The organism is Streptomyces sp. NPDC058195 (assembly GCF_042883525.1).
Lineage (GTDB): Bacteria > Actinomycetota > Actinomycetes > Streptomycetales > Streptomycetaceae > Streptomyces.
In genome coordinates, this window is record NZ_JBHVVM010000028.1 from 1 (window position 1) to 24,915 (window position 24,915).

Sequence of the window (24,915 nt, forward strand, 5' to 3'; positions counted from 1 at the left end):
CCCCGCACAACAACCCCCCAAAACTCGACCACCACACCACCCCAAAAAATACACCCCACAAACCACCCACACACCCACCACCACAAACACAGACATCTCTTGGCGTGGCGGTACGGGTGCGGGGCTACTGGCGGGCGCTGATGACGTCGGCCGGACGGCCGCCGAGTGCGACACGGCCGGGGATCAGGGTCGCGGCGGCAGTGAGCACAGCGGCGAAGCCCAGAACCCCGAGGAACACCGGCAGGTCGATGGAGGGCTGGGCGGCGCCCGTCATTCCGACGCTGAAGGCGGTCAGGACGGCGAGGGAGATGGCGGTGCCGAGGACAGCGGCGACCAGGACGATCAGAGCGGACTCGATCCTGAGCATCGACATCACCTGGCGGCGGGTGGTGCCCACGAGCCGGAGCAGGGCGAACTCGCGGGTGCGGTCGGAGACGGACATGGCCAGGGTGTTGACCACGGCAATCGCGGTGAAGGCGATGATCAGGCCCATCGCGAGGTAGTTGACCTCGGCGTTGGACTGCTGGACACCGGCCTGAAGGTCGTCGACCTGGGTGCGGTCCAGGACACCGGTGCCAGGGAAGTGCCCCAGTGCGGCGGTCAGCTGCTCGCGGCCCGCCCTGCCGTCGCCGGCGGTCTTGACCAGGACGGAGGAAGCGAGCGGGTTGTCGACGTGGCGGGCCACGAGGCCGTGGGACATGGTCAGGTCGCCGAAACCCAGGCCGCGTTCGTAGACGGCGGCAACCTTCAGGACGACGACGGTCGAGTCGCCCAGGGTGACCTTGAGCGTGTCACCGGGCTTCTTGCCGAGGTGGTCGGCGGAGACGTCACTCATCGCGATGCTCTTGTCACCGAAGCCCTTGAGGCTGCCGCGGGAGACATCGGGATCCCAGTTGGTGCTCAGGCCCTGGACGGAGATGCCCTGGGCGGGGTACTTGTCGAGGCCGACGCGGACCTGGGTGCGGACGATCTCGGTGACCTGGGTGACACCCGGTACCTCGCTCAGGGCCCGGGCCGCTCCGGCGGGAACGCCGGGGCCCTCGGAGGCGACCACCCAGTCCGCCTTGTTCCCGGCCCTGGCCTGGGCGGTAGCGGCATCGCCCATGGTGGTCTGCACGAACAGCACGGTGCAGGCCATGCCGATGAGCAGGACGAGCGGGGTGACCGCGGCGGCCATCCGCTTGGCGTTGGCACGGGCGTTGGCGGTGGCGAGGTGGCCGCCGACGCGGGAGACCCTGAGCGGGATCCCCAGGACCGCGACGGCGATCCTGGCGATGACCGGGCCCAGCAGGGACACGGCGACGGCCAGGACGACGACGGACAGGAACGTGACGGGCTGGGAGGCCGGTTCGGTGCGCAGGAAGCCCAGCAGGACAACGACGCCGATGCCGAGAGCCAGGACGAACACGCCCGCGCCAAGGCGCCCCCAGGCGAAGTGACGCTGCTCCATGGACGCCTCGGACAGCGCCTCGGCGGGGCGGATGCGGGCGGTGCGGCGTGCGGAGACGCGGGCCGCAACCCACGCACCGAGCAGGGCCGCGCCGACAGCGGCGGCGAACGGCACGAAGCTGAAGGTGAGTTCGAGGGTGTCGGGGATGGCCTTGAAGTCGATGAACTTGCTGTGCAGCCAGTACGCGATAGGCAGACCCGCCACCGCGCCGAGGCCGCCAGCCAGACCGCCGATGATGAGGGCCTCGCGGCCGATCAGCTGCCGGACCTGTTGAGGGGTGGCGGCAATAGCGCGCAGCAGGGCGAGCTCACGGTAGCGCTGCTGGATGGACAGGGCGAAGGTGCCGACGACGACGAGGACCGCGACAAGGAGGGAAGTGCCGCCCATGGCGCCTCCCATGGAGACGAGTTTGACGCGGGCCTTGCCTGCGTCGAGAAACTCGACGGGGCCGCGTCCGCCGCCGGTGGCAATGGTGTACCTACGGCCATCACCAACCAGAGCCTTAGCCGCCTGGTCAGCGAGGTCACCGGGGGTAACACCAGGCTTGGGCAGCAGACCGACGACGGTGACCCGGCCAGCCCGCCCGGACAGATCACGGGCAGTGTCGTCACTGAAGAACAGGGACGACTGCTGATGCAGGTCGCCGCCCTTGGCCGCGGCGATGCCGCTGACCTTGTAGGTGGCGGGGGTGCCGGTGGACTGGATGACGAGGCTGCTGCCGGTCTTCAGTCCGGTGCGGGTGGCCAGTTCACGGTCCAGGACGACGTCGTCGGGGGCGGTGGGCGCCTTGCCGTCGGTGAGCTCGAAGGGGGTCAGCGCGGCGGAGGTCCAGGCGTGGCCGTAGGAGGGCTTGCTGTCGATGCCGGGGACGATGCGGCCCTGGGGGCCGACGGCGTAGGCGGGGAAGGTCGTCTCGGGGACGGCCGCGCGGACGCCGGGCAGGGCGGCGAGGGTGCGGGTGGTGTCGGCGGGCAGCCAGACGCGTTCGGCCAGGGGCTTGGCCTTGTGCTTCTCCTTGACCTTGCCCTTCTTCTTCTTGACCGTGGTCTGGTGGACGTTCTGGTCGGCGCCGACGATGACCGGGGCTCCGGCGTAGCGTTCGGTGGCGATGGTGCCGCGCAGGCCGGTCTCCAGCAGGATGCCGCAGGCGGTGACGAGGGCGGCGGCGCAGAACAGGGCGAGGAAGGCGCCGATGAAGCCGCCCTTGCGGGCTTTGAGTGTCTGCAGTGCGTAGCGCAGCATCAGGCCCAGGCTCCCAGGTGTGTCATGCGCTCGGCGACGAGGTCGGCGGTCGGGGACTGCATCTGTCCGGCGATCTTTCCGTCGGCGAGGAAGATGACGGTGTCGGCGTAGGAGGCGGCGACCGGGTCGTGGGTGACCATGACGACGGTCTGGCCTGTCTCGTTCACGCAGGCGCGCAGCAGGGAGAGGATCTCCTTGGCGGTCACGGTGTCGAGGGCGCCGGTGGGTTCGTCGCCGAAGATGACGTCGGGGCGGGTGATGAGGGCGCGGGCGATGGCGACGCGCTGCTGCTGGCCACCGGAGAGTTCGGCGGGGCGGTGGGAGGCGCGGCCTGCCAGGCCGACGCGGCCGAGGATCTCGTCGAGCCAGTTGTGGTCGAGGCTCTCGCCCGCCAGGCGCAGCGGGAGTTCGACGTTCTGGCGGACGGAGAGGGAGGGGATGAGGTTGAACGCCTGGAAGACGAAGCCGATGCGCTGGCGGCGCAGTTTCGTCAGTTGGGTCTCGTTCATGTCGTTGAGCTGGGTGTCGCCGATGTAGGACTGGCCGGTGGTGGGCTTGTCGAGACCGGCGGCGCAGTGGAGGAAGGTGGACTTCCCGGAGCCGGAGGGGCCCATGACGGCGGTAAAGGAGCCGCGCTCGATGGCTGCGGAGACCCCGTCCAGGGCGCGGACTCCGCTGCCGTTCTTGCCGTACACCTTGGTCACGTCGGCCAGGCGAAGGGCGTGCCCCCGGTTGACCGTGTTGCAGCCGTTGCTGGGGGAAGGGCGGCTCGTCTCGGTCACCATGGTGCGACCTGTCCTTTCCGTAGTGGGGTTCAGGGTCAGGGGGGAATGGTTTCCGAGCGTATACGGCATCGGCACGATGATGGCCGGTGGCTCTGTATTCGATCTACTCCGTTTCTACTGACGGTATATGACGAGGTGTCGGGTGATTATCAGACGTGGCTGAACACCGTAGGAAGGGGTCCTGCGGCGTTCGGCCGACTGTCCTGCGGGGTGTGGAGGTGTACGGGATCCAGGGGGCTGGTTTCCGGGCGGGCCGCAGAGGCCGCCCAGCGGTCGCCGAGGGTGAGGCCGATGACCTGCCAGCGGGTTTCCTCTCCTCGGTAGCGATGGGTGACCCGTACGGGTCCGTCCTGGACGGAGTGGACGTCCAGGGTGTTGAGCGGCCTGCCCGGGGTGCCGAGGCCGACGGCTTTGAGGTGGGGCTTCTTTGCGGGTCCAGGCTCGGTAGAAGGCGGCGTCCCCGGCCGGGCCGGTGGGCCGACTCCACGATCCGGAACACGTCCTCATGGCGGCCGTCGAGGACCTGGTGCACGTCCGTGCCGGGGATCACGGCGAACGGGGGCACCGCATGCGCCTGCCCCCGCCGCCCCGGCAAGGCACGGGTCCGCCGTCCCGCCCCAGGCGCCGTTGGCCGCCGCCCGGGACAACAGACCGTACGACAGCCCGTACGGCAGCCCGCGGCCCGGCCGCCCCACCGGTGAAACACCCCCGGCTCGGCCCGGGGGCGGGCTGCCCAGCCCTGCCCGGAAGAGAGCGGGGTGCCGCGGCCTGGCGCCGTCGTGCCGTTGTCCGAGGACCACTGGTCCCGGGGCGGAACCTGACCGTGCCCCAGGCGCTCCGGTCCCAGCGCCTTCCGGCCTGGGGCGGGCGGCTTCCTCACGCGGGGCGTGTGTGCAAGGATCGCGGCCCTGGACGGGATCTCGTGGGGATGGGGCGCCGTGGCCACGTGGCGGCTGATGCAGGGGGACACCCTGATCGGGGAGCTCAGCGAGCACGGATGTGACCAGCCGTTCTTTCTGATGCATTTCTCCCCTGGTCCGGGCTGGGAGAGCGTCAGGGCCCTGTTCGAGGGGCTCGCGGCTCTCACAGGCCCCGATCCCGACGGAAGCCGCTTTGTCCGCGTTGCCAGACCACTGCGGGATCTGGACCTGACCCTCGTGCCCGTGCATGGCCGTGAGCCGCCGTTGCGCGTGCTCAGGAACTGCATGCTACGCATCGACGGAAACGCGGCTCGTCTGCGCTGCTACTGAGCGACAGGAACCAGGTCGCCTCGCCATACCGCCGCAGGCAGACGACGCCGCAGGCACGTCCGGGCAGGCCCTGGCGGAGATCAACTCGCCCTCCCCAGAGCGGATACGGATTCATCTGGACTGGTGAGGCCAGGCGGTGGGGCCGACGCCGCGCGGGAACAGGGTCCGCCCCATGGCCCAGCCGGTGCGGCCAGGGCCGGGGGCGGCACCGCGTCGGACGGTCAAGGGCCTGATGCCGCCATTCCAGAGCGGGCTGCGATCCTGGCCTTCGTCGCAGCAGCGCCGACGCTGCCACGCCGGGGCCCCTTGCCCAGCACGCAGACAATGCCGCCAGCACGCCCCGGTCCGGCACCACACACGGCCCGGAACAGCCCCCGGCGAGAAAGCCGCTCGGGCAGCAGCGGGGCTGCACAGCCCCGGAAAGCCGCCGGGAACAGATCAGCGCCATCCCGCAGACCCTGCCCGGACACCGCCCCCAGCACCGGCCAGCGCACCGGCCCCAGCCGGAGCCCTCAGAAACTCGGTTGCGAAGGACTTGTCCGCCCAGGCGAAGATGTCCGCATGAGCCACGAAACAGACGAGGTACGTGAAGCCATCGCAGCCGAGCTGCGTCTGATGGACCCCAGCGTGCGCGCCACACGCTCACTCGCCCGGCAGCTGCTGGACCCGGACTTCGTCGAGGTCGGCGCTTCAGGACGGCGGTGGACCTACGAGGAGATGATGGCCGCGCTGCCCGGCCTCGACGGCACCGCCCAAGACGGTCCGCTCTACGAACCCTCACGCTTCACCGGCGTCCTGCTGTCTCCCGGGCTGGTCCATCTCACCTACGAGACCACCTCGAACGGCGAGCGGGCACGGCGCAGTTCACTCTGGCGCAAGCAGGACCCGGCCTCCGCATGGCGGATGTACTACCACCAGGCCACCCCCGTGCCGCCCGCCATCGCCTAACAGCCCGTCCCGGGCCATACCCGTCCGCCACCCGCCCGCACAGGAGCAACGAACCACCCCACACCGCGCGGACGGCAAGCTCCGGGGCCGTACACCGGATCCCGCGCCGGGCCCGTCGGCACACCGGCGGCAACGGCAACGGCGTCAACGGCGCCTCCGCGTGCGCCATCCCGAGGGGCCCCACCCCGCCTGGCAGTAGGGACGCCGTTCACCCTTCGGTACGCGGCAGGCGGCGCGCGGCAGTGAGCGGAGAACGCCGGGCCCGGTTTCGTCCTGGGCCCGGCGCGTACTCCTGGACGTCAGCTGCAGCTCGCGTAGATCGCGTCCGCGGCGTGGTGCGCGTCCGTCGGGCCCTTGGAGTTCCAGTCCTTGCCCCGGTCGTGCAGCACGACGGACACCCGGCCGCCGTTGATCTTCACACTAGGGGCCGCCACCCACTGGCCCCGGTGGCCGACCTGGTTGATGCTGAAGCTCGCCAGCTGTGCTCCACCGGATCCGCTTCCGGCGTGGATGGTGTAGTAGGACGGGGCACCGCCAACGTGCCGGATGTCGCTGGAGCCGGGGATGTAGACGCTGATGCGGCAGGTGCCCGAGGTGACGGCACCGGTGTTGAACGACCAGGTCGCGTAGTTGCCCGCGTCGCGGTTGTCGCCGGACATCGGGAGCGAGCGGTAGCGGCCGTTGCACCCGTTGGACGAGTAACCGCCGACGGCCGTCGTCCACAGATCGTCGTCGTTGGCGACCTTGGAAGAGCCGCGCTCGGTGTAGGAGACACCGGAGCCCGAGCAGTGCGGTCCCGCGTAACCGGAGTACTTCGGGGCGGAGGACTTGACGGTGGTTCCTCCCGTCTTCGTCCCGGTGGACGATGAGGAGGAGGCCGAGGACGATGACGACGAGGAGGACGATGACGAGGAGCCGGAGCCCGACTTGGCGGGGGCCTTGCTCGTGCCGTCGGACGACGGCTTGTCGTCGGCCTTGGCCTTTCCGCCAGAGTCGGCGACGGCGTCATTCACCGGTCCGGCCGGCATCTTCCCGGACGGGTCCTTCTTGTCGGCCGGTGCACGGCCTCCGGGAGTCTTGCCGCCGGGGGCCTTCCCGCCGTCCTGCTCGGCGCTGGGTATGTAGCCGTCCGGCGAGGTGCTGGGGCCGTCGTATCCGGCGGCCGCGGTCTTCCCCTTGCCGCCCTTCGGGTCGTCGTCCGACGTGGCGCTGATGATGAAGGGGGCGGCGAGCAGGACCACACCGCCGATCGCGGCGGCGGCGACCATGGGGCGGGATATCCGGTTCGGGTTCCCCGGCACTCCGGCGCCCTCCGCGTCCGCGCCGCCGTCGCCCGAGCCGCCGGAGGCGGCGGCGGCCGTGGCCGTACGTCCGGAACGCAGCCAGGAGAAGCGGCTGCCGGACGGCGTGGCCGGGGCAACGGCCAAAGGCGCCGTGGCCACGGTCGTCGGTGCGGGCTCGGCGGACTCCTCGGTGGACGGTGCTGTCCCGGCCGACGACGACGGCCCGGCCGTCGCCTCGGTCCGGGTACCGGCACCGGGATCCGTCGCGGGCTCCGCGCCTGCCCCGGCCTCGGGTTCCGCCGCCCCGGATGTGCCGCTGCCCCTCAGCGCGGACGCGACGCCCGCCGCCGTCGCGGCCTCGGCCCTCGCCTCGCCCTCCCCGGCGGCCCCGGTGCCTGCCGTCGCGGCCTCGGCCTTCGCTTCGGCTTCCTCCGCCACCGCGGCCGCGGCCGCCGGCTCTGCCTCGGTCTCGGGGCTGGCGGCGTTGGACGTCTTGTCCGGGGTGGTCTCCGGCTCGTCCGGCTCCGCGCCGATCACTCCGTTGCTGACGGACGCCGTGGCACGCGCCCGCGCGGCCTTCGGGGCCCCGGGCTCCTCCGGTCCCCCGGTGCCGTCGGCGCCCTCGGGGGTACCGCTCTGCGTCTCCGTGACTGCCACTGGTGTCTCTCCTCGTTGTTCTCGTCCATGGGTACTACTGGTTGGTCATGCCGGTCACTCGTCCAGCCCGAGCACTCCCATAAGGCGCTCGATCTCCTCGACGAGGGTTTCGTCGTTGTCCAACGGGGCCCGTCTCCCGGCCACTGTGTCCAGGAATCCCGACTTCCCGCCAGGACGGATGAGGCCGATCGCCCGTGCGAGCACTTCGCGTTCGTACCACAGGTCGTAGTCCGCCTCCGACTGGCCGAACAGCTCGGTCATGAACCCCTCGTGGGCGGTCTCCTCCGACTCCGTCGGATGGTTCACGAGGTAGTCACGCCACTGTCGGTGGATGCGCTGGAACTCGGCGTCCATCACGGCGAGTTGTCCTGCCACGACACTGATGTCCTCCAGGTCCGCCACGGACGGCACCGTCGCGGGGCCGTCGTCCGTGTGGCGCTCGCGGAGCCATTCCGTCAGGTTGAAGCGAGGGTTCACCTCAGCCTCGCCGATCGCGGCGAACACTTCCAGCGGTGTCGCTGCGAGGCCGGTGCCCGCGGTGGCGTAGGTGGTGAAGACCGCGGCGGTCGCCGTCCTGGTGTTGCCATCGGTGAGGTACTGGTTCGCCTTGATGTCCGAGGCGATGTGCGCGGCCCGTTCGTCCACGTCGACGATGGTCTCGGCCTGGATCACCGCCGTGCGGAAGGCACCCAGCCTCATGTCGCGAGCGGCGGGGCCCGCACCCTGGAACAGGTCCGCGTCGGCCAGTCCCGTCCTGTCATCGGCGCTGGTGGTACTCAGCTGTCTGGTCAGGGCCAGCAGGGTGTCGGGCAGCGGCGTTCCCTGCGCGGAGGGCGGACGGGTGCCGGGCGGTTCGGCTCCGGGCGGGCCATTCACCGCGGACGAGTGACGCGCCGCGCCGTCACTCGGCTCGCCCTCCCGCGCCGTCGGGGGACGTGAGGCGAACCCCTTCTTCTCCACCGCTCTGTCCACGGCCCACTTCAGAGCCGCCGCCGGTCCCTTCTGCCTGTCCCCGTCCCACAGCCCCGCCAGCTCGGTGTCGTTCGCCCGGTGCTCCTCCACGTAGCTCCAGAAGTCCCTGATGTCCCTGTCCGTCATCACGAGGTCCTGGAACCAGGCCAGGTCACCCGGGACGAGCCTGAGTTCGGCGAGGCTCTGCCGCACCAGCTCGGCGTCGTAGAACGGGTTGCCGTGCCAGACCAGCTTCGAGACAGTCCCCCTGCCAGGGATGGCGAGCTCCGGGATCCGGGCCAGGAGGCGGGGGTCGATGCCGAGCGTGTCGGCCATGCCCAGCACGCTGAGAGGGTTCGGCGTGCCGTTCCACGCGGGGTCGTAGAACGCCTTGGCTGCCTTACGGGCGGCCTTGTGCCTCTGGTCCAGGTCCATGGTCATCGGGAGCGGACCAGCCATCCGGCCGGGCCCCTCGATGTAGATGCGGGCGTACGCGGGGATGATGTTCAGCGACGAGACCAGGAGGGCGAGCGGGCGAGGGTCCGAACCGTCGGGCAGGCCGTCCGCCGGGCCGTGCCGCCCGAGCCGCCACAGCGCCACGGCATGCGTCAGTTCCTCCCATCCGCGGGGTGCACGGTCCCCGGAGGCGCTGACCCACCCGTCGAACGCGGCCCACGCGCTCAGCGGCGGCGAGACCATCCCGAGGTGCGCCGCCATCCCGTCGAAATCTCCGCGCGTGGTCCCCCCGAATCGCTGCTCGGCGATCTGCTGCGGCGTAAGCCCGTCCCAGGATCTAGGGTCCTCCCCGGCGAACACTCCGGGATCGTTGATCAGTGCCGCGTTCATCACCATCTCCAGCCGCCGTGGATGGACGCCGAGCGCGAGGGCCCGCGTCACGATGTCCCGGCGGACAGGTCCCTGCTTCCGCTGCTCCCAGGCCGCGGCCAGGTCACTGCCAGGCCCCGCCTGGATCAGGTCGGGCACGGTGTGGCCGCTGCTCCGCAGATGGGCCGCGAGATCCCACCAGTGCTCGACGCCGATGCCGAGCGCACTCATCTGCTGAGTCAGCTGTTCCGCATCACCGAATCCCATGTTGGCGGCCAGCAGCTGGAGTTCGGAGATGACCGCATCCGGGTCTGCGAGGCCGCGCAGGAGCGCCGCCGCACTGGTCAGTTCCCTGGGTCTCAGGCCCAGTTTCTCGCTCAGGACGAAGAGGTGTCCCGGGTCGACGTCCATCCCGGCCGCGGCGCTCTTCAGCTCCTCGTCGGGCTGCCACAGCTGCGGCGGTTCCGTGCCTTCGTCCGGGTGGATCGTGTAGTCGGCGATCTTCCACATGCCGTCGGCGCCGAGCTCGTGGTGGATCTCCAGACGGACGCCCGGCTCGGGGAACGCCTCCAGCACCACGGCGTGGGGAGTCGAACGCCCTTCGACGGGGCGCCCGTACGAGGAGTACTGCAACGCGGCCAGACGGACGCGGTCCGGCGTCCACTCCTCCCGCAGGCTCTCGGGGACTGTCAGGGTCTTCCCGGCGTCGGCGTGGAACAGGTGGCTGGTGGCTCCGGTCAGATCCTTTTCGGTGCGTTCGCGGTCGGCGTGGGGTGCCAGCTCCTGAGCGGTGTGCATCTGAACGAGAGGACCGGCACCGGGCTCGTGACGCAACGCGTTCGGTCCATGGCGGTCCAGCACCGCGGCCGTATGGGCCCGCCAGGCCGGGTCGTTGGGCTGACCGGCAGGCGGCATCCACTGGTCCGTACCGAGGACGCGCGGGGCGGACAGCTTCAACGCGTCGTATCCGGGGCCGAGCAGGAAGCGGGCGTTCCCCATGCCGTGGAGGGCCGCGTGGTTCAGCAGATCGGTGTCGGCGCCGTTCTCCGTGTCGCCGGGCCTGACCTCGAATACGAGGCGTGCCGGGCCGAGACCGTGTATCTCACCGAGGTTCACCGGGGTGCTGCGCACCGTCTCGGCCTGCATGCTCGCACTGGCCTCGGGCGACACGTGAAGCACGCGGACGAGGGTCGCCTGCTGCTCACCGTTCGTGAACAGCGTCCGGTCCATCCGGTAGTGCGCACCGTCGCCGGTCTGGAACTCAACGCCCTTCGTCTCGGCCAGCACCTGGTGGCTTTCCTGAGTCACCGGTTGCGGCTGGTGCCAGGAGGGCCGTATCCACTGGTGCGCGCCGTCGAGGACCTGCCCGTGGACCGGGACGCCGTCGTACGCGCCGTGCCAGATGTAGCCCCCGGACGGCAGCACGGTGAAGTTGCCGGAGCTGAGAGCCTCCCAGTGGGCGTAGCGGAGCCTGTCGTCCATCTCCCTGGTCCGCCATTCGTCCGGGAAGACGGTGTTGAGGCTGCTTACGCCGTCGTGGACCGCGACGGCAGGCCCGGGGGAGGTCAGGATCGAGTGGATGTCCTGGTTGTACGCGTCCTGGCCGAGTTCGAGGGCGAAGGCGGCGGCGCGGCGGGCTCCGGTGCGGAACCTCGCGTCGGTGAACAGGTCGTAGCTCACGGCCTTTCTCGTCGGAGCTGTGCCGTTGCCAGGGGGGTTCTGGCCCGTGTCGTTCGGGGAGCGCATGTGTCCGCCGATGCCGCGGGAACGGTTGCCGATTTCGATGAAGTCCCACAGCTTGTGGGTGGATGTCGGCTCACCGCCCTCGGCGAAGGGGATCGCCCGCGGTTCGACGGCCGGGTCGGCGAACGGGCGGGGAGCGAGGTCGCCCTGCCACTCCGACGGCTCGAAGTGGGTGATCGTGCCGTCGGGCCGGGCGTGGCCGCGGATGCGTACGCCGTGGTGGACACCTTCGAAAGCGCCGTCCGGGCCGACGTTCCCGTAACGCAGCTGGTCGCGGTGTACGTGAATGGCCGCTTCGGCGGCCTCCTCCAGTGACCAGTGGTCGGGGAACATCATGAGGGGCTCGTTGCCGGGCCCTCCCCCGGCCGCGCGGTAGGTGCCGTTGGGGTTGATGGCGCCGAGGGACTCCGGACGTGTCCGCCCGCTGGTGCCGAGGGGTGCCAGGTGCCCGGCCCTGCCGGTGGACGGGTCTCCGCGAAGGACCCGTTCGGCCACGTGGAGCGGCAGTTCGGAGCGCAGTGCGTCGTGCGGGGCAGAGTTGTTCCCCGCGCTCTTCCAGGTCTGTTCGATCACCGATCCGAGCAGCCGGAGGTCGCGCGGCATCAACCGCTGGTTGTGAAGCCGGTCCTGAATGCTCTGGAGCGAGCCCACGGCGACATTCCCGAAGCGGTCGCCGAAGACCGGGCCGCCCATGAGAGCCCGGTCGAGGTAGACGGGGCGCAGCCCGTTCGCGTGCTCCCGGTAGTAGTCCCACGGGCCGAGCAGATGGGTCAGTTCATGGGCGAAGACGGAGAGGTTGTCACTGGGCAGCTTCCAGTCCCGTGCCTCCATGCGTCCACCGGGCTCGTAGGAGAGATCGACGAGGTGGACACCGTCACGGGGGCTCATCAGCACACCGTTCGGCCAGCGCTCCACGGTCACCTCTGCATCGGTGAACTCCACCGAGACGTGCAGCAGATCACCGTTGGAAAGACGGTAGCGGGGAGCGTTGAGGTAGCGGTCGAGCGAGGTCTGGGCGACCTTGTGGGCGGCGTCGACGAGGTGTTCCTGGCCGGGCTTGTGGAGCAGCTTGATGGGGATGACGACGTCGGAGCGGATGTCGCCGTTGGGAAGTTCCACGCGCTGCACCCGGAAGGCGCGGAGGCTGTTGGGTCCGAGGTAGCCGAGGAGGTCGTAGTCCTGTGCGCTCGGGGGCAGGACGTCGATGGTGCCGAGGTTCCTCCCTTCGGCGGTGTCGTTCCCGCGCCAGGTCTCGACGTAGGCGAACGCCTCGATGGCGGGCAGCTCGCGCCAAGCCCGGACCGCCGCGTGCGGGGTGGCTCCGAGGGTCTTCTGGTGGGCGAGGTAGCGGGCGAAGGAGTCCAGTTCCTCGGCCCCCATCGGGTCGGCTTTCGCGTGGCTGTCCCCTTCCATGGCGAACGTGGGGAGGTCGGCCGTGGTGAAGCCGTGATGTGCGAGGTCGACACGGAAGGCGTCCACGGCCGCCTGGATCGCCCCGGGGGCCGCGGCGTGCTGGGTGAGACGGCGCCCCAGCATCTTCCCGAAGGGCCGCAGTGTTCCCGCGTCCATTCCCAGCGCCCGGGTGAGCAGGTCGACTTCGCCGAGACCTGCGGCGTGGCCGAGGGCGTCGGCGAGGGCGATGGCATCCGCGAGGCTGCCCTCGGCGAGGTGGTGCGTGACGTTCTCGTGGAATTGCGCGGTCGTGCCCTCGGCCTCGGCGGCCTGGCCCAGGCGCAGGAGTGCGTGTGCGTCGATGTCGGCGGGGAGGTTTCCGAGGTGCCGACGGTTGTCGAGGTACCAGCGCGCGACCGCGTCCCGCACCTGCTCGTCGGTGGACCGGGCCAGGTGACCGTCCCCGCCGTTGTCGGCGTACCAGTCGCGGAAGGCGGCGAGCTGCGGCCCGTCGGTCGCCGTGGCGTGCGCCGCGCTGGCGTCCGGCGCGGTGAGGGAGAGGTGGTTCATGGCGGCATGGAGCCGTCGGGTCTCCTGCCAGTCCCGCAGGTGCGCGATCTCGTCGCCGTGAGTGGCGAACCATTGGACGACGTCAGCGGTCTGGGTGACGGATCCCGGCGTTGTGGTGCCCGTGATCGCCTCTGTCAGCCCGTACGCGTCGTGCAGACCGTGTTGCCGCAGGAGCCGTTCCAGGTAATGCGGCGACATTCCGCCGTAGAGTGCCGCGGCGTACCGGACCGCCGACGACGGCGTGTGGACGGGCTCCGCGATCCAGTCGACGACGGCCTCGCGGATGCGGGCGGGGTCGCCCGACTCGGCCAGTGCGGCGAGCGAGGAGCCGTTGCGGGCCAGGTGACCGTCGAGGGCATACCAGTCGGCGCGGGCGATGCCCAGGTTCTTCAGCCTCTGCTCGAACGCGACGATGCCCGCGGCCGGAATATCCAGCTTCGCGGCAAGATCCGAGAGTTCCGCGTCGGGGGCGGGTGATCTGAGCGCTTCGAAGATGTCCTGGGAGACCGTGTGGCCGGCATTCGGGTCGCTGAGCTCTGCTTCCTCCGTCGTGACCGGGGGCTCCTGGGAGGATGCCGCCTTCTCGGACCGGTCCTCGCTCCGGTTCGACATCCGGCTGGACGTCCCGTTGGACGTCTCATTGGCTGCCTCGTTGGCTGCCTGGACCTGCGGTCCCGTCTGCGGAGAGGGTTCTTGCCCCACCGCCTCCGGTGTGACGGTCGAGTGCTGGTCGACGTACCGGTACGTTCCGTCCTTCCGGTGCAGCATGACACCCCGCCGCATGTCCCCGGCCTCCGCCTGGCTGCCGTCCGGCATGAAGGTCAGCAGCTTCCTGCCGTCCGCGACGGTCACCGGCACCTTCCACAAGGCAGCCGCCAGCGCCGGGTAGTAGTCCGCCGTGCCGTGGTCGGTCAGCTCTTCACGGTTACCTTCCCGGCCGGCCGACCGCGAGGTGAGCGTGAGGCGCTGCTGTTCCGTCAGCGCGGCCTTACCCGGCGGTACAGCCTTGCGGTCGTGGTATTCCTTTCCGGCCTTGCTGGACGGATCGTCGACGAGGTTGCCCAGTCCCGCCTCGCGCACGTCGTCCTCGCTGAACTCGTCCGTGAGGTCGGGCAGCATCTCCTTCGCCAGATGCGAGAAGTACGAATCCGCCGACGCCCCGGCGTTCTCCTTCGTCTCGTCCGCCTTGGCACGCAATTGCCCGGCCAGTACGCGGCGCAGCTCCGGGCCGTTGTCCTGCGGCAGCTTCTCGTTCCCGCTGTGCTGGAATCCCTCCGCCAGCGCATGGAAGAACCCGTTGCCGTCGTTCTCGACATCCTTCAGCGGATGAGTCGTGCCGTCGATCGTGAGGGCGGCCGGGTTGCCGTCCTTGTCCGTGATCTCCTTGAAGTCGTCCTCGGCCTTCGTCTCGCCGTAATCGTGGCGGACTTCTTCGTTGAACGTGGGCGCCGTGTCCTTCGAGTCCGGAGTGCGGAACATCCTGTCGGTCTCACGGCGGAGCCGTTCGTACTCCTTGGCCGCCTCGGCGATCTTCTTCTCCAGCTCATTCAGCCGGTCGAACGCCGCGCCATAGTCCTTCCCGTCCTTCTTCAGGTCACTCGTCCGGCGACGTTGCTCCCAGTACTCCTTGTCATTGGCCTCCCATGCCTCTTCGGCCTGCTTCACGGCCTTCGCCGCCTTGACCTCCTCCTCGTTCAGCTCGTGCAGCCCCAGTTCCTTGACGCGCTCATCGCTCAGCCAGACGAGTACGGTCGCCTCCGTCGTCCCCGACTGCAGCGCGCTCGGGGTGCTGAACGGGACGTAGGGATCCTTGACGTGGTGCTTTGAACCTGCGGCCAGATGAAAGGTCGCGGGGACGGCGTAGAGGTGTCCGTGGCCGGCGGGCGGCTTGAGGTTGATCCGGGACTGCTCCGCCTGGCCGAGCTTGTGCGTCTCACCGCTGGTGTTGCTGAATCCGGCGACGGGGAGGCTCGACGCCGTGGTCACACCGTTCTTGGCCACGGTTGCGTTGACGCCGGGGCCGCCCGCGGAGTTCACGCTCATGGTGTTGGACATCTCGGCGCCGACGCCGGTCCCGGTCAGGTCGTCGAACCTTATCTGGCTGGTCACAGCGAGGCGGCGCACCTTCGGCGACGTGAAGTCGAGGTGTGTGGCGACCACGAGTGTGGTGTCGACGCCGCCGATGAGACTGTTGTTCGTGACGGTGACGGTGTGCTGGCCGTCCTGGGCGTGGCCCGAGGAGAGCGCGGCGGTCAGAGAGATGTCGTTCAGCGCGGTGTCGAGCGCGTCGGCTCCGGATTTCCCGGATTTCACCGTGTCGCTGTCGCGGACGGCCTTGTTCACCTCCTTCACGATCGCGTCGCCCTTGTACTCCTGCTGGGTCTTCAGCTTCTTGTCGTTGCTGCGGGACTTGGCGACGAGCAGCTTTCCGAGGTTCTGTACCTGGTCCGCGCCGATGACCTCGTGGATGTGGAACCCTCCGTCGCCCTTACGGGCCGACGGGGCGTTCTTCTTCGCGGTCTCCTTCAGGAGCTCCGCGGGGTCACCACCGGCCTTCGGGGCCTCGACCGTCATGGTGGATTCCGGCCGCAGACTCGTGGCCGAGGTCTGCGACGCATCACCTGCGGCCTTCGGTTCCATCAGCAGATACGACTCCGACGTGGTGACGGTGGCGTTCCACTTCACCGGCTCGATGACGTTGGTGCCGTCGGAATAGGTGACGGTGACGATGGTCTCCCACTCGGCCTCCCTCACCGCCTTGGGTCCGGGGATGGTGGTCACTTGGGTGACCACGCGGGAGACGGAGTCGGTCGCGGAGTTGGTGTCGCCGAGGCCGCCCCCGCCCGCGCCGGTTATTCCGGCGGCGCCGCCCGGACCACGCACCGGCTCGCCGCCGTTGACGGAGTGTGTGGGGGAAGCCACCGCCGAGGACGTCATGTCATCCGAGGTGGTGCGGCCCGCCCCGAACTCGTGGTCGCCGAACAGGGTGTCGACGATCTTGGGGGTGCCGACGCGCCGGTGCTGGACCGTGATCGACACGTCCTTGCCCAGGATGTTCAGCTTCTTGACGTGGGCCAGCGCGGACGTGCGACCGCGGGAGGCCAGCGCACTGCCGCTCTGTATGGCCGAACGGGCCGAACGGGCGGACACCATGGCGTTGATGGTGTGCACGGTCTGCTCGGCGATGCCCGCCTTCCGCAGGTCCTTGTTGAGCTTCTTCAGCTGGTCCGCGTCCTGCGGGGCGTTGTGCGCGAAGGCACCGCGGCTCGCCCCGTCGAGACCCTCACGGTCCTGCCACTCCACGTTGCCCAGATCGCCCTTGGGCACGTCGCCCAGACCGTCCTCGATCAGTCCCGCCTTCAGCGCGTCGTTCTCCCGCATCAGCCCGACCCAGCCGCCCGGCTTGCGGATCACATGCGTCGTGGCGTCGCGGGAGCTCCCGAAAGGACGGCCGAGGAGGCCCAGGGGCTTGTGATGGGCCGCGACCCGGTAGTCGGTGTCGGCGACGACCATGACCCAACGGTCATTGCCCAGGACCTGGTTGAGGTCACGCATGGAGGTGGCAGACGAGCTGTTGTTCCAGTTGCGGATCTTCTGCAGCCAGTTGTTGGAAACGCCGCCCTGTCCGGTGAAGTTCACGTCGCCGGCCGCCTGCAGCCCACCGCCCGCGCCGGTGGTTCCGATGGCGCCGCCCTTCGATCCGCCCTTGCTGAAGCCGAACGCCTGCTCCAGTGCGGTGTTCGTCTCGGGCGATGCGGTGAACGGCTCGCCCACCACCTTCAGGCTGTGCCGCGTTCCGGTGATCGAGAGCGACTCCTCTCCCGCGAACAGCGTTCCCTTGTCGTGCAGGTTTCCCACGCTGTGACCACCCGGTGAGAACACCTGGTCGGAGAGGGAGGTGAAGGAGTGCTGCCCGAAGATCCGGCGGATCCGTTCCGATACGAACGCGCCCGCTTCAGTCAGCCTCCAGGCATTCCCGGAGGTCTTTCCGATGAGATCGCGTACCGAACCGTACAGAGTCCGGTCCGACCGGGCCGCGAGGGTGACGGTGGTGATCCCCTTGGAGAAGATCTCGTCCTGCTCCTGGGTCTCGGTCTCCGCCAGCACGGTGGACTCGGTCCTTCCGGCGATCCGGTCCTGGTCCCCTTGTGGCATCTCACCGGTCTTCGACAGGCTGTCCGGCACGCCGAAGGTGAACGTGACCGGGTGCGGGGTGAGGGATACGGATCTGCGCCCGCCCTCCCGGGTCTCGCCGATGCCGCCCAGTCCGCTCTTCTTGTAGAGCCACTTCACGGCCGGGAAGCGCGACTCGCTGCCGTACCGCGCCAGCGCTCTCCAGCCGCCCAGCGTGATCGCCTGGATGAGGGGCTGCGGGAACGACGAACGCTCCAGCTCAAAGGTCAGCCTGCCCGTGAAGTCGTAGTAGTCGGTGCCCGGTGTGGGCGCGAGAAGGTCCTCGCGGGTGGCGGTCCCCCCTGACTTCACCTGCCGCGTGGACCGGGATATGAAGCGGGCGTTGACACCTCCGGAGCCGATGCCGGTAGTCGCACCGAACTGGTCCTTCTCGTTCCGGTAGGCCGAGAACGTCGCCTCCCCGCCGATGCTCTTGGAGTGCGTGATCTGCTGGGCGGTGTCGAACCGCTCCCCGCCGCTGAACGCCTGGGTCGTCGTACGACGGGCGCTGCCCGCATACGTGGGCTGGTCGAGATCGGCCCGGATCGTCAGGGTGTAACCGCGGTCCCGGATGAACGAGGAACCGACCAACTGCACCCGGACCCCTTCCTGGGTGGCCACCTGGTGTATGCGCTGGTCCATGCCCTGCTTGGCGACCGCGACCATCAGGGACCGGGTGTTCGCCACCGCTCTGACGGAGACCCCGTCGCGACGGAACAGCCGCTTGAACCAGCTGCGCTGCTGGTCGGCCTTCTTCACCTCGTCGCGGGTGGCCAGAGGCAGATTCGGGTCTGCCCTCCTCAGGTCGTCGAGGAGAGAATCAACGAGTTCCTCCTCCGCCGCGCGGCGGTCCTTCTCCGATGCGCTCTGAACGGCGGGATTCTGGCTCTGGGCGTTCGCGTCCGGAGTGCCCTCGTTCTGGTCGGTCTCGTTCCGCTCGTTCCCGTTCGGAGTGTTCTCGTTCGGGTCGTCCCGCATCGCGGCTTCCCGGGCCACGGTCTCCTTGCCGAACTTGATCTCGCCGGCCCGGCCGGGGCCGAGCATGGTCACCGTGCCGTTCCCGCTGTCGCCGGTGTTCCAGTAGGCGGGCTTCTTCGGCTCGTTGTTGCCGACCCGCAACTGCTCCTGGTTGTCCCAGCCTGCCAGCCGCTGGGCCTCGCCGACCGGCATGCGTACCAGGCTGCCGACGGTGAACGTCTCTCTGGAACCGTCCGGCGCCTCGACCGTTACTTCCGACTCGCGCATCACGAGCACGGTCCGGACATCCTTGGGGGAGCGCTCGGCGTTCTTGGCTCCGGCGGTGCCGCCGAGGTTGGACGTGTTGCTGGAAGAGTGGTTGTAGCCCGCTGTCACACCCGCCTGGGCGCGCGGCGCCGCGAACGCATCGGCGAATCCGCTGGGGTCTGTCACGGCCCCGCCGAACACCGAAGCGTCGAGCGTATGGGTACGGGTGGCGCTGCTCTCGTTCTTCTCGCTGAACTGGTTCGTGTCACGCAGCTCGAAGTCGGCCGAGGAGTCGATCACCCAGTGGCGCTTGGGCACCGGTGTTCCGATGGTGACGGTGCCTGCCGTCGATCCGTCGTTCTTGTGCAGACGCAGCGGAGGGACGGGGTCTCGGCCGTCGGTCTGGGTGAAGTGCTCTGCCGAGAAGTGGCTGACGACCGCCTTGTAGTTGTCGCTGCCGATCGGGGAGTCGGTGTGCTGGAGCACCCAGTCGGTCATCGGGTCGATGTGGAAGTACGACTCGGTGTGCTCGATGTCCGCCCGCTCACCGGACTCGGTCGTGAACGTCAGCGGAACCCGGTCCTTACGCGGATCGGGCCGCCTGCTGGTGGCGTGCGCCTCGGGAACCTGGACGACCATGCCGCGTGCGACAGTGTGCTTGATGGGCACCGGGGCATGGGGGGTGCCCTGTGTGCCGGTGGGATCAGCGACAGGTAGGTCGTGGAGGGACAGTTCGTACGTCACGTTGGTGCTCAGCCTGACGGAGGGGCCGTGGCTGCGGGTCTCGCGCTGCGAGAGCTGCTGGGTGTTGAGGCTGGAATCCCGGCCGGTGCCCATCGCGGGCACGACAGTCGCCTTGGCCGCTCCGCCTCCCGTGACCGCGATGGTGAACGCGGCCTGGACGGTGCTGGAGTCGGAGACGGCGAAGCCGTCGGTCTGCTGGTTGCGCGCGATGCTGTCCATCTTGCCGGCGTCGCCAGGAACCGCTTCCCAGCCGTTCTGGTCGGGGACCGCCTTGACGCGCAGTTCCCGCGTCCGCCCCCCTTCCGTGACGACGAAACGGCGGCCGTCACCGAGGAAGGTGCTCGCTTGGTTCGCCAGGGCGGAAGAGAGCTCCGACGGCTCCTTCAGGGTCACCTTGGCCTTGCCGGCCAGTTCCTCGGCGAGCTGCGCGAAGTCCTTGTCGTGGTGGAGCTGAACGGAGTGATGCCCTCCGACCGCGCCCTTGAAGGGCATCTGCTCACCCTCGTCGGCGTAACTGCCGACGTTGTCGAGGAAGCCCGGGACATGGAGGGTTTTCTTGTTGCCCTGGGAATCGGTGACCTCGATAGGCGGGGGTGTGGTGGAGGCAGCGGCTCCGGTGTCGTCGGTGGTGTCGTCATCCTGGCTGTTGGTGCTGCCCTGATCGTCATCGACGTTGATGTCGTCGGCGCTGACCTGATCGTCATCGACATTGATGCCGTCGACGCTGACCTGATCATCATCGATGTTGATGTCGCTGGTGCCGACCAGGGGACTGGTCGGGGGGCTGGCCGGTTTTGACGAAGTCGACTGCTCCTGCAGCTCGATGTCATCCGGCCCGCTGAACGAGCTCGTCCCTGTTTCTGCCTTGCGGGAGTTCAGCGGGCTCTGCCCCAGCACGTCGTTGAGTTCGGGCGAGGGCGTGACCGACACCGTGGGACGTGAGGAATACTGCGTCGTCGGAGGAGGGAACGCGTTGTTCCCGGCCGTGGAGGCTGAGTACGTCGGAGTCGTCCGAGGCGGGGTCTGAGAAGCGGTCTGGTTCTGTGCGTTCGGCTGCTGCGGTGCCGCCTGGTGCAGGATCTGCGTCGTCTTCTGGGACGTCCCCGCCGGGTTGACCGGCGTCTCCAAGGGCACGGTCGGGGGAGGCACCGGGGAGTTCGTCCTCTGTATGCCGGGCCCGTTCGGTGTCTGCGTCACGATCGGTGTGCTGGGGGCGACGGGGGTGACGGGCGTTGCCCCGGGCGGGGCCGTCGGCTTCTGCGCGTTCTCGTCCGTCTCCGTCTTGAGGTCCCCGCCACGCGGTGCGGGCGGCTGCACCGCCGAGTCGCTCGACAAGGGGTCTGCCACGGCTTGGCTGACCGGATCGAGCAACGGCCCGAACTCTCCACCCGGACTGTCCAGGGTGTCGGCCTTCGTGTGGAGGCCCTTGACCAGGTTGGCGAGACCCGAGTCGGACTGGGCGACGAGCGGATGCACGACGGTGTGCCGCATCACATGGCTGAACATGGTCGGCGCGACGCCCGACACGAACGTCTGCCAGCTCGTGGTGAACTCGCCCTGCGTCATCGAGTTGTACGTACCCTCGGCGAGGTTCTGCGCACCCGAGTCGACGAGTGCCGACGTCCCGTACAGACCCGCCGCGAAGCCGAACTTGTCCATCCTGGTCAGCGTCTTGGCCATCGCCTGCGAGCTGACGGACTTCGCCACATCGTAAGTGATCTCGTTCGACAGCTTCTTCAGTGCGGCCTCGTCGACCTTGCCACCGAAGCCCTTCACCAGGTCGTTGTAGATCTTCTGGGACACTACATCGACCGATTCCCTGGTCGTCCAGTGCTTGTTGAGAGAACTCGCCCAGGCCTTGCCGACGTCCCGCGACATCTCCTTGTCGAGGGTGTGGAAGCCGGACTTGGCGAACGCGTTGCCCACCTTGTCGACGAAGCTGTCCGAGATCAGCTTGCCGGTGCCCTTGTCAAGGTTCTTGACCAGCTCGCCCTCGGTGCCGCCGAGGATGCTGCCGAGAGAGTTGGCCAGCCCCTTGCCCGCGCCTGCCTTCGCCCCCTCCTTGGCGCCCAGTGTGTCGAGGTGCTTGCCGATCTGTGTGCTCAGCCACTTGGTCGCGTCGCTGCCGAGCGCCTTGCCGATCTGCTTGCCGAGCGCACCGCCGACCGGGCTGAAGACGCCACCGAACAGCCCCTGCAAGGCCCCGAACCCGAGCGCGCTCTTTGTGGCCTCCAGGTCCCAGTCGGTGCGGTTCCCCATGCCCTTCTGGATCAGCTGGACGGCGATGTCCATCGCCGAGCCGATCGCCACGCTCATGGCGGTGTGGATCAGGATGCTCTTGACCAGGGCCTTGATGACCTGCTGAACCACGATCCGGAGCGTGATCTCCGCGGCGACCGTGTTGGCGTGGGCGATCGCGTTCAGGCCGGGGATCCAGCTCACCGCGGCCTCGAACGCCATCTCGGCCATCAGCTGGATGACCTGCCCCAGAATCATCCACTTCGAGTACTCCGCCTGGTTGGCGGTGTCCCTCGCGATCTTGGCGAGGTTCTCCGCCTGCTCGGCGCAGGCGTTCAGGATCGAGGCCTGGCCGCCTCCCGACAGGTACTGGGCATACTTCGCGAACTCGTCCGCGCTCTTCCCGGAGAAGCTCTCCTTGACGTACTTCTCGACCGCGACGAGGTACGTCTGCAGATCCCTGAAGTTGCCGATCAGCTCGTCGTAGTGGCCGGCGGCCTCGCGCAGCAGGTCTTCGTTGATGGACGGCCATTTCTCGCCCGAGAAGACCATGAGCAGTGTCTGCGCCTCGGGCGACGGGGTCAGCACGGGAGCCGCCAGGCGATGGTGCGCGTCACTGGTCCCCTCCAGCCGCCTTCCAGTCCTTGGCCAGCAGGGTGGCCAGTTCCTCGGCCTCGCCGAAGAGCTTCTTCACGTCCTGACCGTTCTCACCCAGCCGGGTGATCAGGATGTCGAGCATCTTCAGGCTGTCGGTGAGGGGCGGCATGCCGACCCCGATCACCTCGTGGTACTGCTTGGAGGAATCGTCCTCGCCGTCGCCACCGCCCCGCTTGTTGAGGTCATTGATGGACTCGACGTGGGCATGGGTCTCGGCCAGGGTCGCGCCGAGCTTCCCGTACTCCTCGATGCCCTTCCAGGTCGTCTCGCCCGCCTTCAGCTCATTGCCGTCAGCCATCGTTCCTGCTTCCCCGGGGCTTGGACGCCTCGGCAGCGCCCTTCGCCATCTCACGGAGCGGAGCCAGGAACTCCTCGATGGGGGTGCCGGCCAGCATCGAGCGCCGCATCTCGTCGCCCTTGCCGCGCAGGGGCTCGAACGCCTCGCGTGCGGCCTCGCCGCCTTCGTTCTGCGCCCGGCCGATCAGCTCCACCAGCGTCTTGCCGAGGCGTACCGGGTCCATCTGCCGGTAGTCCTCGGTGTGGAACTTGATCTCACGGACATCGCCCTGGGCACCCACGGTGACACTGACGGCGCGGTCCTTGGAACGCACCGTGGAGGTACGGGCGGCCAGCTCGCGCTGGACGGAGGCCAGCTTCTCGGCATGCTCGCGGACCTGCTGCTGCATCTCGCCGAACTGCTCCTGGAGCGTCGAGCCGAGAATCGACTCGAACTGCTCACGCGCGGACAGCGGAGCCCGCCCGTCACCACCGTCGCGTACGCCGCCGTGGTCGCGGCGCGTCCCGCCACTCTGGCTCGCCATCAGCCGATCACTCCCGTCGTGGTGCATTCCTGGGTGCCCCAGGTCTCCTCGTCCTCATCGAGATAGCTCTTGCGCTCCCGGTGCTGCTCCTGCCCCGCCCCCGCGCCGGCGCCTGCCCCTGCTCCGGGGGGCGGCATCATCGGTGACTGGGACGAGGTACGCCGCCCGGTCGCGTTCGCTTCCTCGACCGCCTTGGCGCTGGGGTCCAGTGAGGTGGTCCTGACCCGGCCGGTCGGCTCGACACCGACGCTCTGTTTGCCGCCCTTGCCGCTCGTGTACTCGGAGAACGTTCCGTCGGCGTTGCGGACCTTGAACACGCCCTTGCCCGGCTGCGTTCCGCCCTCGCCACTGGTACGCGGCCCGGAGTAGTCGCTGGACAGCCGGGAGCTCTCGCGGAGGCGTGCCAACGCCTTCTCGTTGTCGCGCCGCTGCTGTTCGGCGCGCCGCTGCGCCTCTTCCTGCGCCTTGGCCTGCTGCTGATGTGCCTTCTGCTCCGCCTCGGCCTGGCGGCGCAGTGCGTCCTGCTGCTTCTGCTGTTGCTGGAACGCGCCGGGCGGGGCCTTGTAGAGGGAGCCGTCGCCGTTCTTGAGGGGCTTGCCGTCCGGGCCGGTGACCGTGCCGTCCTTGTTGATCACCGATCCGGGCGGGATGCTCGGCAGACCGCCGGGGCCGAACGTCCCCGGGCCGGTGGTGCTCTGGTCGGTGTCGGTGTTCCCCGCGCCCGTGCTGCCGTTGCCGGTGACATCGCCGGTGCCGAAGCTTCCCGGGCCCTGGGCGTTCAGATTCTTGAGCTGGTCCTCCAGCGTCGAGCCGGGGCCCTCGTTCTCCCCCTCCGGGCCGTTCGGTCCGAAGGCCCCGTCGCCGTCTTTACCGAACGTGCCGTCGCCCTCTCCGCCCGGGAACTGAGACGCGTCGCCGGTCCCAGCGCCCGGAAGATCACTCGCCCCGCCCTTGGGGTTCGTCAGCCCCTTGAGCAGATCGGCTATGGCGTCGGACGTGGTGGAGTCCCCGTTCAGCCCGCCCTTCCCGGCGCTCGCGGGGGCGTCCCAGGCCGGCTTGTGCAGGGGGACGAGAGCGTTCTTCGCCGTGCCGTAGGAACTGTTGATCGCCGCCCGCGCGTCCGCCGCGGGCTGGTCGAGGCTCGCGGCGACCTGGTCGAGCCAACGGCTCTTGGCCTTCTGCTCGAAGGCGGCCCAGAAGCCCGCCGCGTTCGGGTCACCGAGCGTCTTCGTCGTCAGCCAGCCGTTGTTGAACGTGTAGGAGCCCTCGCCGAACTCCTCGTGGAAGAGGTCCGACAGGATCTGGGCGGGCCAGGCGTTGTGCTCCGTGCCGTACGCGTACATCACGTGGTACAGGTTCTGCAGCTGCGTCATGACCGCGGTCCGGGCGTCGTCCACCTCCTTGGAGGGGTCGCTCGGGTTGATCATCTGCGTGTGCAGATCGGTGAACTGGTTCGCGACTCCGATGAGCATGCTGCGGAACTGTCCCGCCGCGCTGCCCTGCATCTCGGAATCGGGGACGTCGATCTCGTCGGCCCAGCCCTTGACCGTCTGGAACCAGGTGTCCAGATACCGCTGGACGCCCTTGATCGTGTTACTGACGTCGTCGAAGCTGTACAGCGAGAAGACGCTGCTGCCGTTCCCGAGCGCGTCGCCGAGGATCTGTCTGGCGTGGAAGTGCCACTGGTAGACCGCCTTGTCCTGGGGCAGGGGGTCCTTCAGGTCCGGGCTGATGTTGAAGCCGACCTGGTAGTTGACGGGCCAGAAGTTGTTGAGGCTCCACGGCTTGTTCCAGCCGAACTCGTACCCTCCGGGCGGGCCGACCGCGCCCCACTCGAAGTGCCAGGGATCCACGTGCGAGTCGGCGATCCACTGCAGCTTGGTGACATCCGTCCGGCTGACCGGGGGGAACTTGGAATCGGTGAAGATCCCGAGGACCTCCTCCCAGTTCTCGACCGCCATC

At 68.9% G+C, this 24,915-nt stretch carries 9 protein-coding genes; 2 read left to right on the forward strand and 7 right to left on the reverse strand.

Annotated elements, in window-relative coordinates:
• Positions 1 to 124 precede the first annotated feature (124 nt).
• On the reverse strand, positions 125 to 2,692 hold the full coding sequence (locus ACFVWY_RS28070; protein ID WP_389877335.1) for an ABC transporter permease: 2,568 nt from the start codon (positions 2,690 to 2,692) through the stop codon (positions 125 to 127).
• Positions 2,692 to 3,477 carry an ABC transporter ATP-binding protein gene (locus tag ACFVWY_RS28075; protein WP_389877336.1) on the reverse strand — a complete coding sequence of 262 codons (786 nt, stop codon included), beginning with the start codon at positions 3,475 to 3,477 and terminating at the stop codon, positions 2,692 to 2,694. Before ACFVWY_RS28075 ends, ACFVWY_RS28070 begins: the two co-directional genes overlap by 1 nt.
• 938 nt (positions 3,478 to 4,415) lie before the next feature.
• Here ACFVWY_RS28075 and ACFVWY_RS28080 point away from each other — a divergent pair.
• Positions 4,416 to 4,727 carry a hypothetical protein gene (locus ACFVWY_RS28080; protein WP_389877338.1) on the forward strand — a complete coding sequence of 104 codons (312 nt, stop codon included), beginning with the start codon at positions 4,416 to 4,418 and terminating at the stop codon, positions 4,725 to 4,727.
• A 561-nt stretch (positions 4,728 to 5,288) separates the two neighbouring features.
• The gene (locus tag ACFVWY_RS28085; protein ID WP_389877340.1) at positions 5,289 to 5,675 is read left to right on the forward strand and encodes a DUF4440 domain-containing protein; all 387 of its coding nucleotides are present in this window, start codon (positions 5,289 to 5,291) and stop codon (positions 5,673 to 5,675) included.
• A 299-nt stretch (positions 5,676 to 5,974) separates the two neighbouring features.
• On the opposite strand, the gene ACFVWY_RS28090 is transcribed toward ACFVWY_RS28085, so the two are convergent.
• From ACFVWY_RS28090 to ACFVWY_RS28110, 5 genes are read right to left on the reverse strand one after another with little or no spacing between them, the layout of a single operon-like run.
• A complete protein-coding gene (locus ACFVWY_RS28090; RefSeq protein ID WP_389877342.1) occupies positions 5,975 to 7,615 on the reverse strand; it encodes a hypothetical protein in 1,641 nt (546 codons plus the stop codon).
• 54 nt (positions 7,616 to 7,669) lie between these two features.
• Complete coding sequence (locus tag ACFVWY_RS28095; RefSeq protein ID WP_389877344.1) at positions 7,670 to 22,063, reverse strand: hypothetical protein; 14,394 nt, start codon at positions 22,061 to 22,063, stop codon at positions 7,670 to 7,672.
• Between the two features lie 25 nt (positions 22,064 to 22,088).
• Positions 22,089 to 22,430 carry a hypothetical protein gene (locus tag ACFVWY_RS28100; protein ID WP_389877345.1) on the reverse strand — a complete coding sequence of 114 codons (342 nt, stop codon included), beginning with the start codon at positions 22,428 to 22,430 and terminating at the stop codon, positions 22,089 to 22,091.
• A complete protein-coding gene (locus ACFVWY_RS28105) occupies positions 22,423 to 22,953 on the reverse strand; it encodes a YbaB/EbfC family nucleoid-associated protein (RefSeq protein WP_389877347.1) in 531 nt (176 codons plus the stop codon). The genes ACFVWY_RS28100 and ACFVWY_RS28105 overlap by 8 nt, the downstream gene beginning before the upstream one ends.
• Positions 22,953 to 24,914, reverse strand: coding sequence for a hypothetical protein (locus ACFVWY_RS28110; protein ID WP_389877349.1), 1,962 nt, complete (start codon positions 24,912 to 24,914; stop codon positions 22,953 to 22,955). Before ACFVWY_RS28110 ends, ACFVWY_RS28105 begins: the two co-directional genes overlap by 1 nt.
• Position 24,915 lies beyond the last annotated feature (1 nt).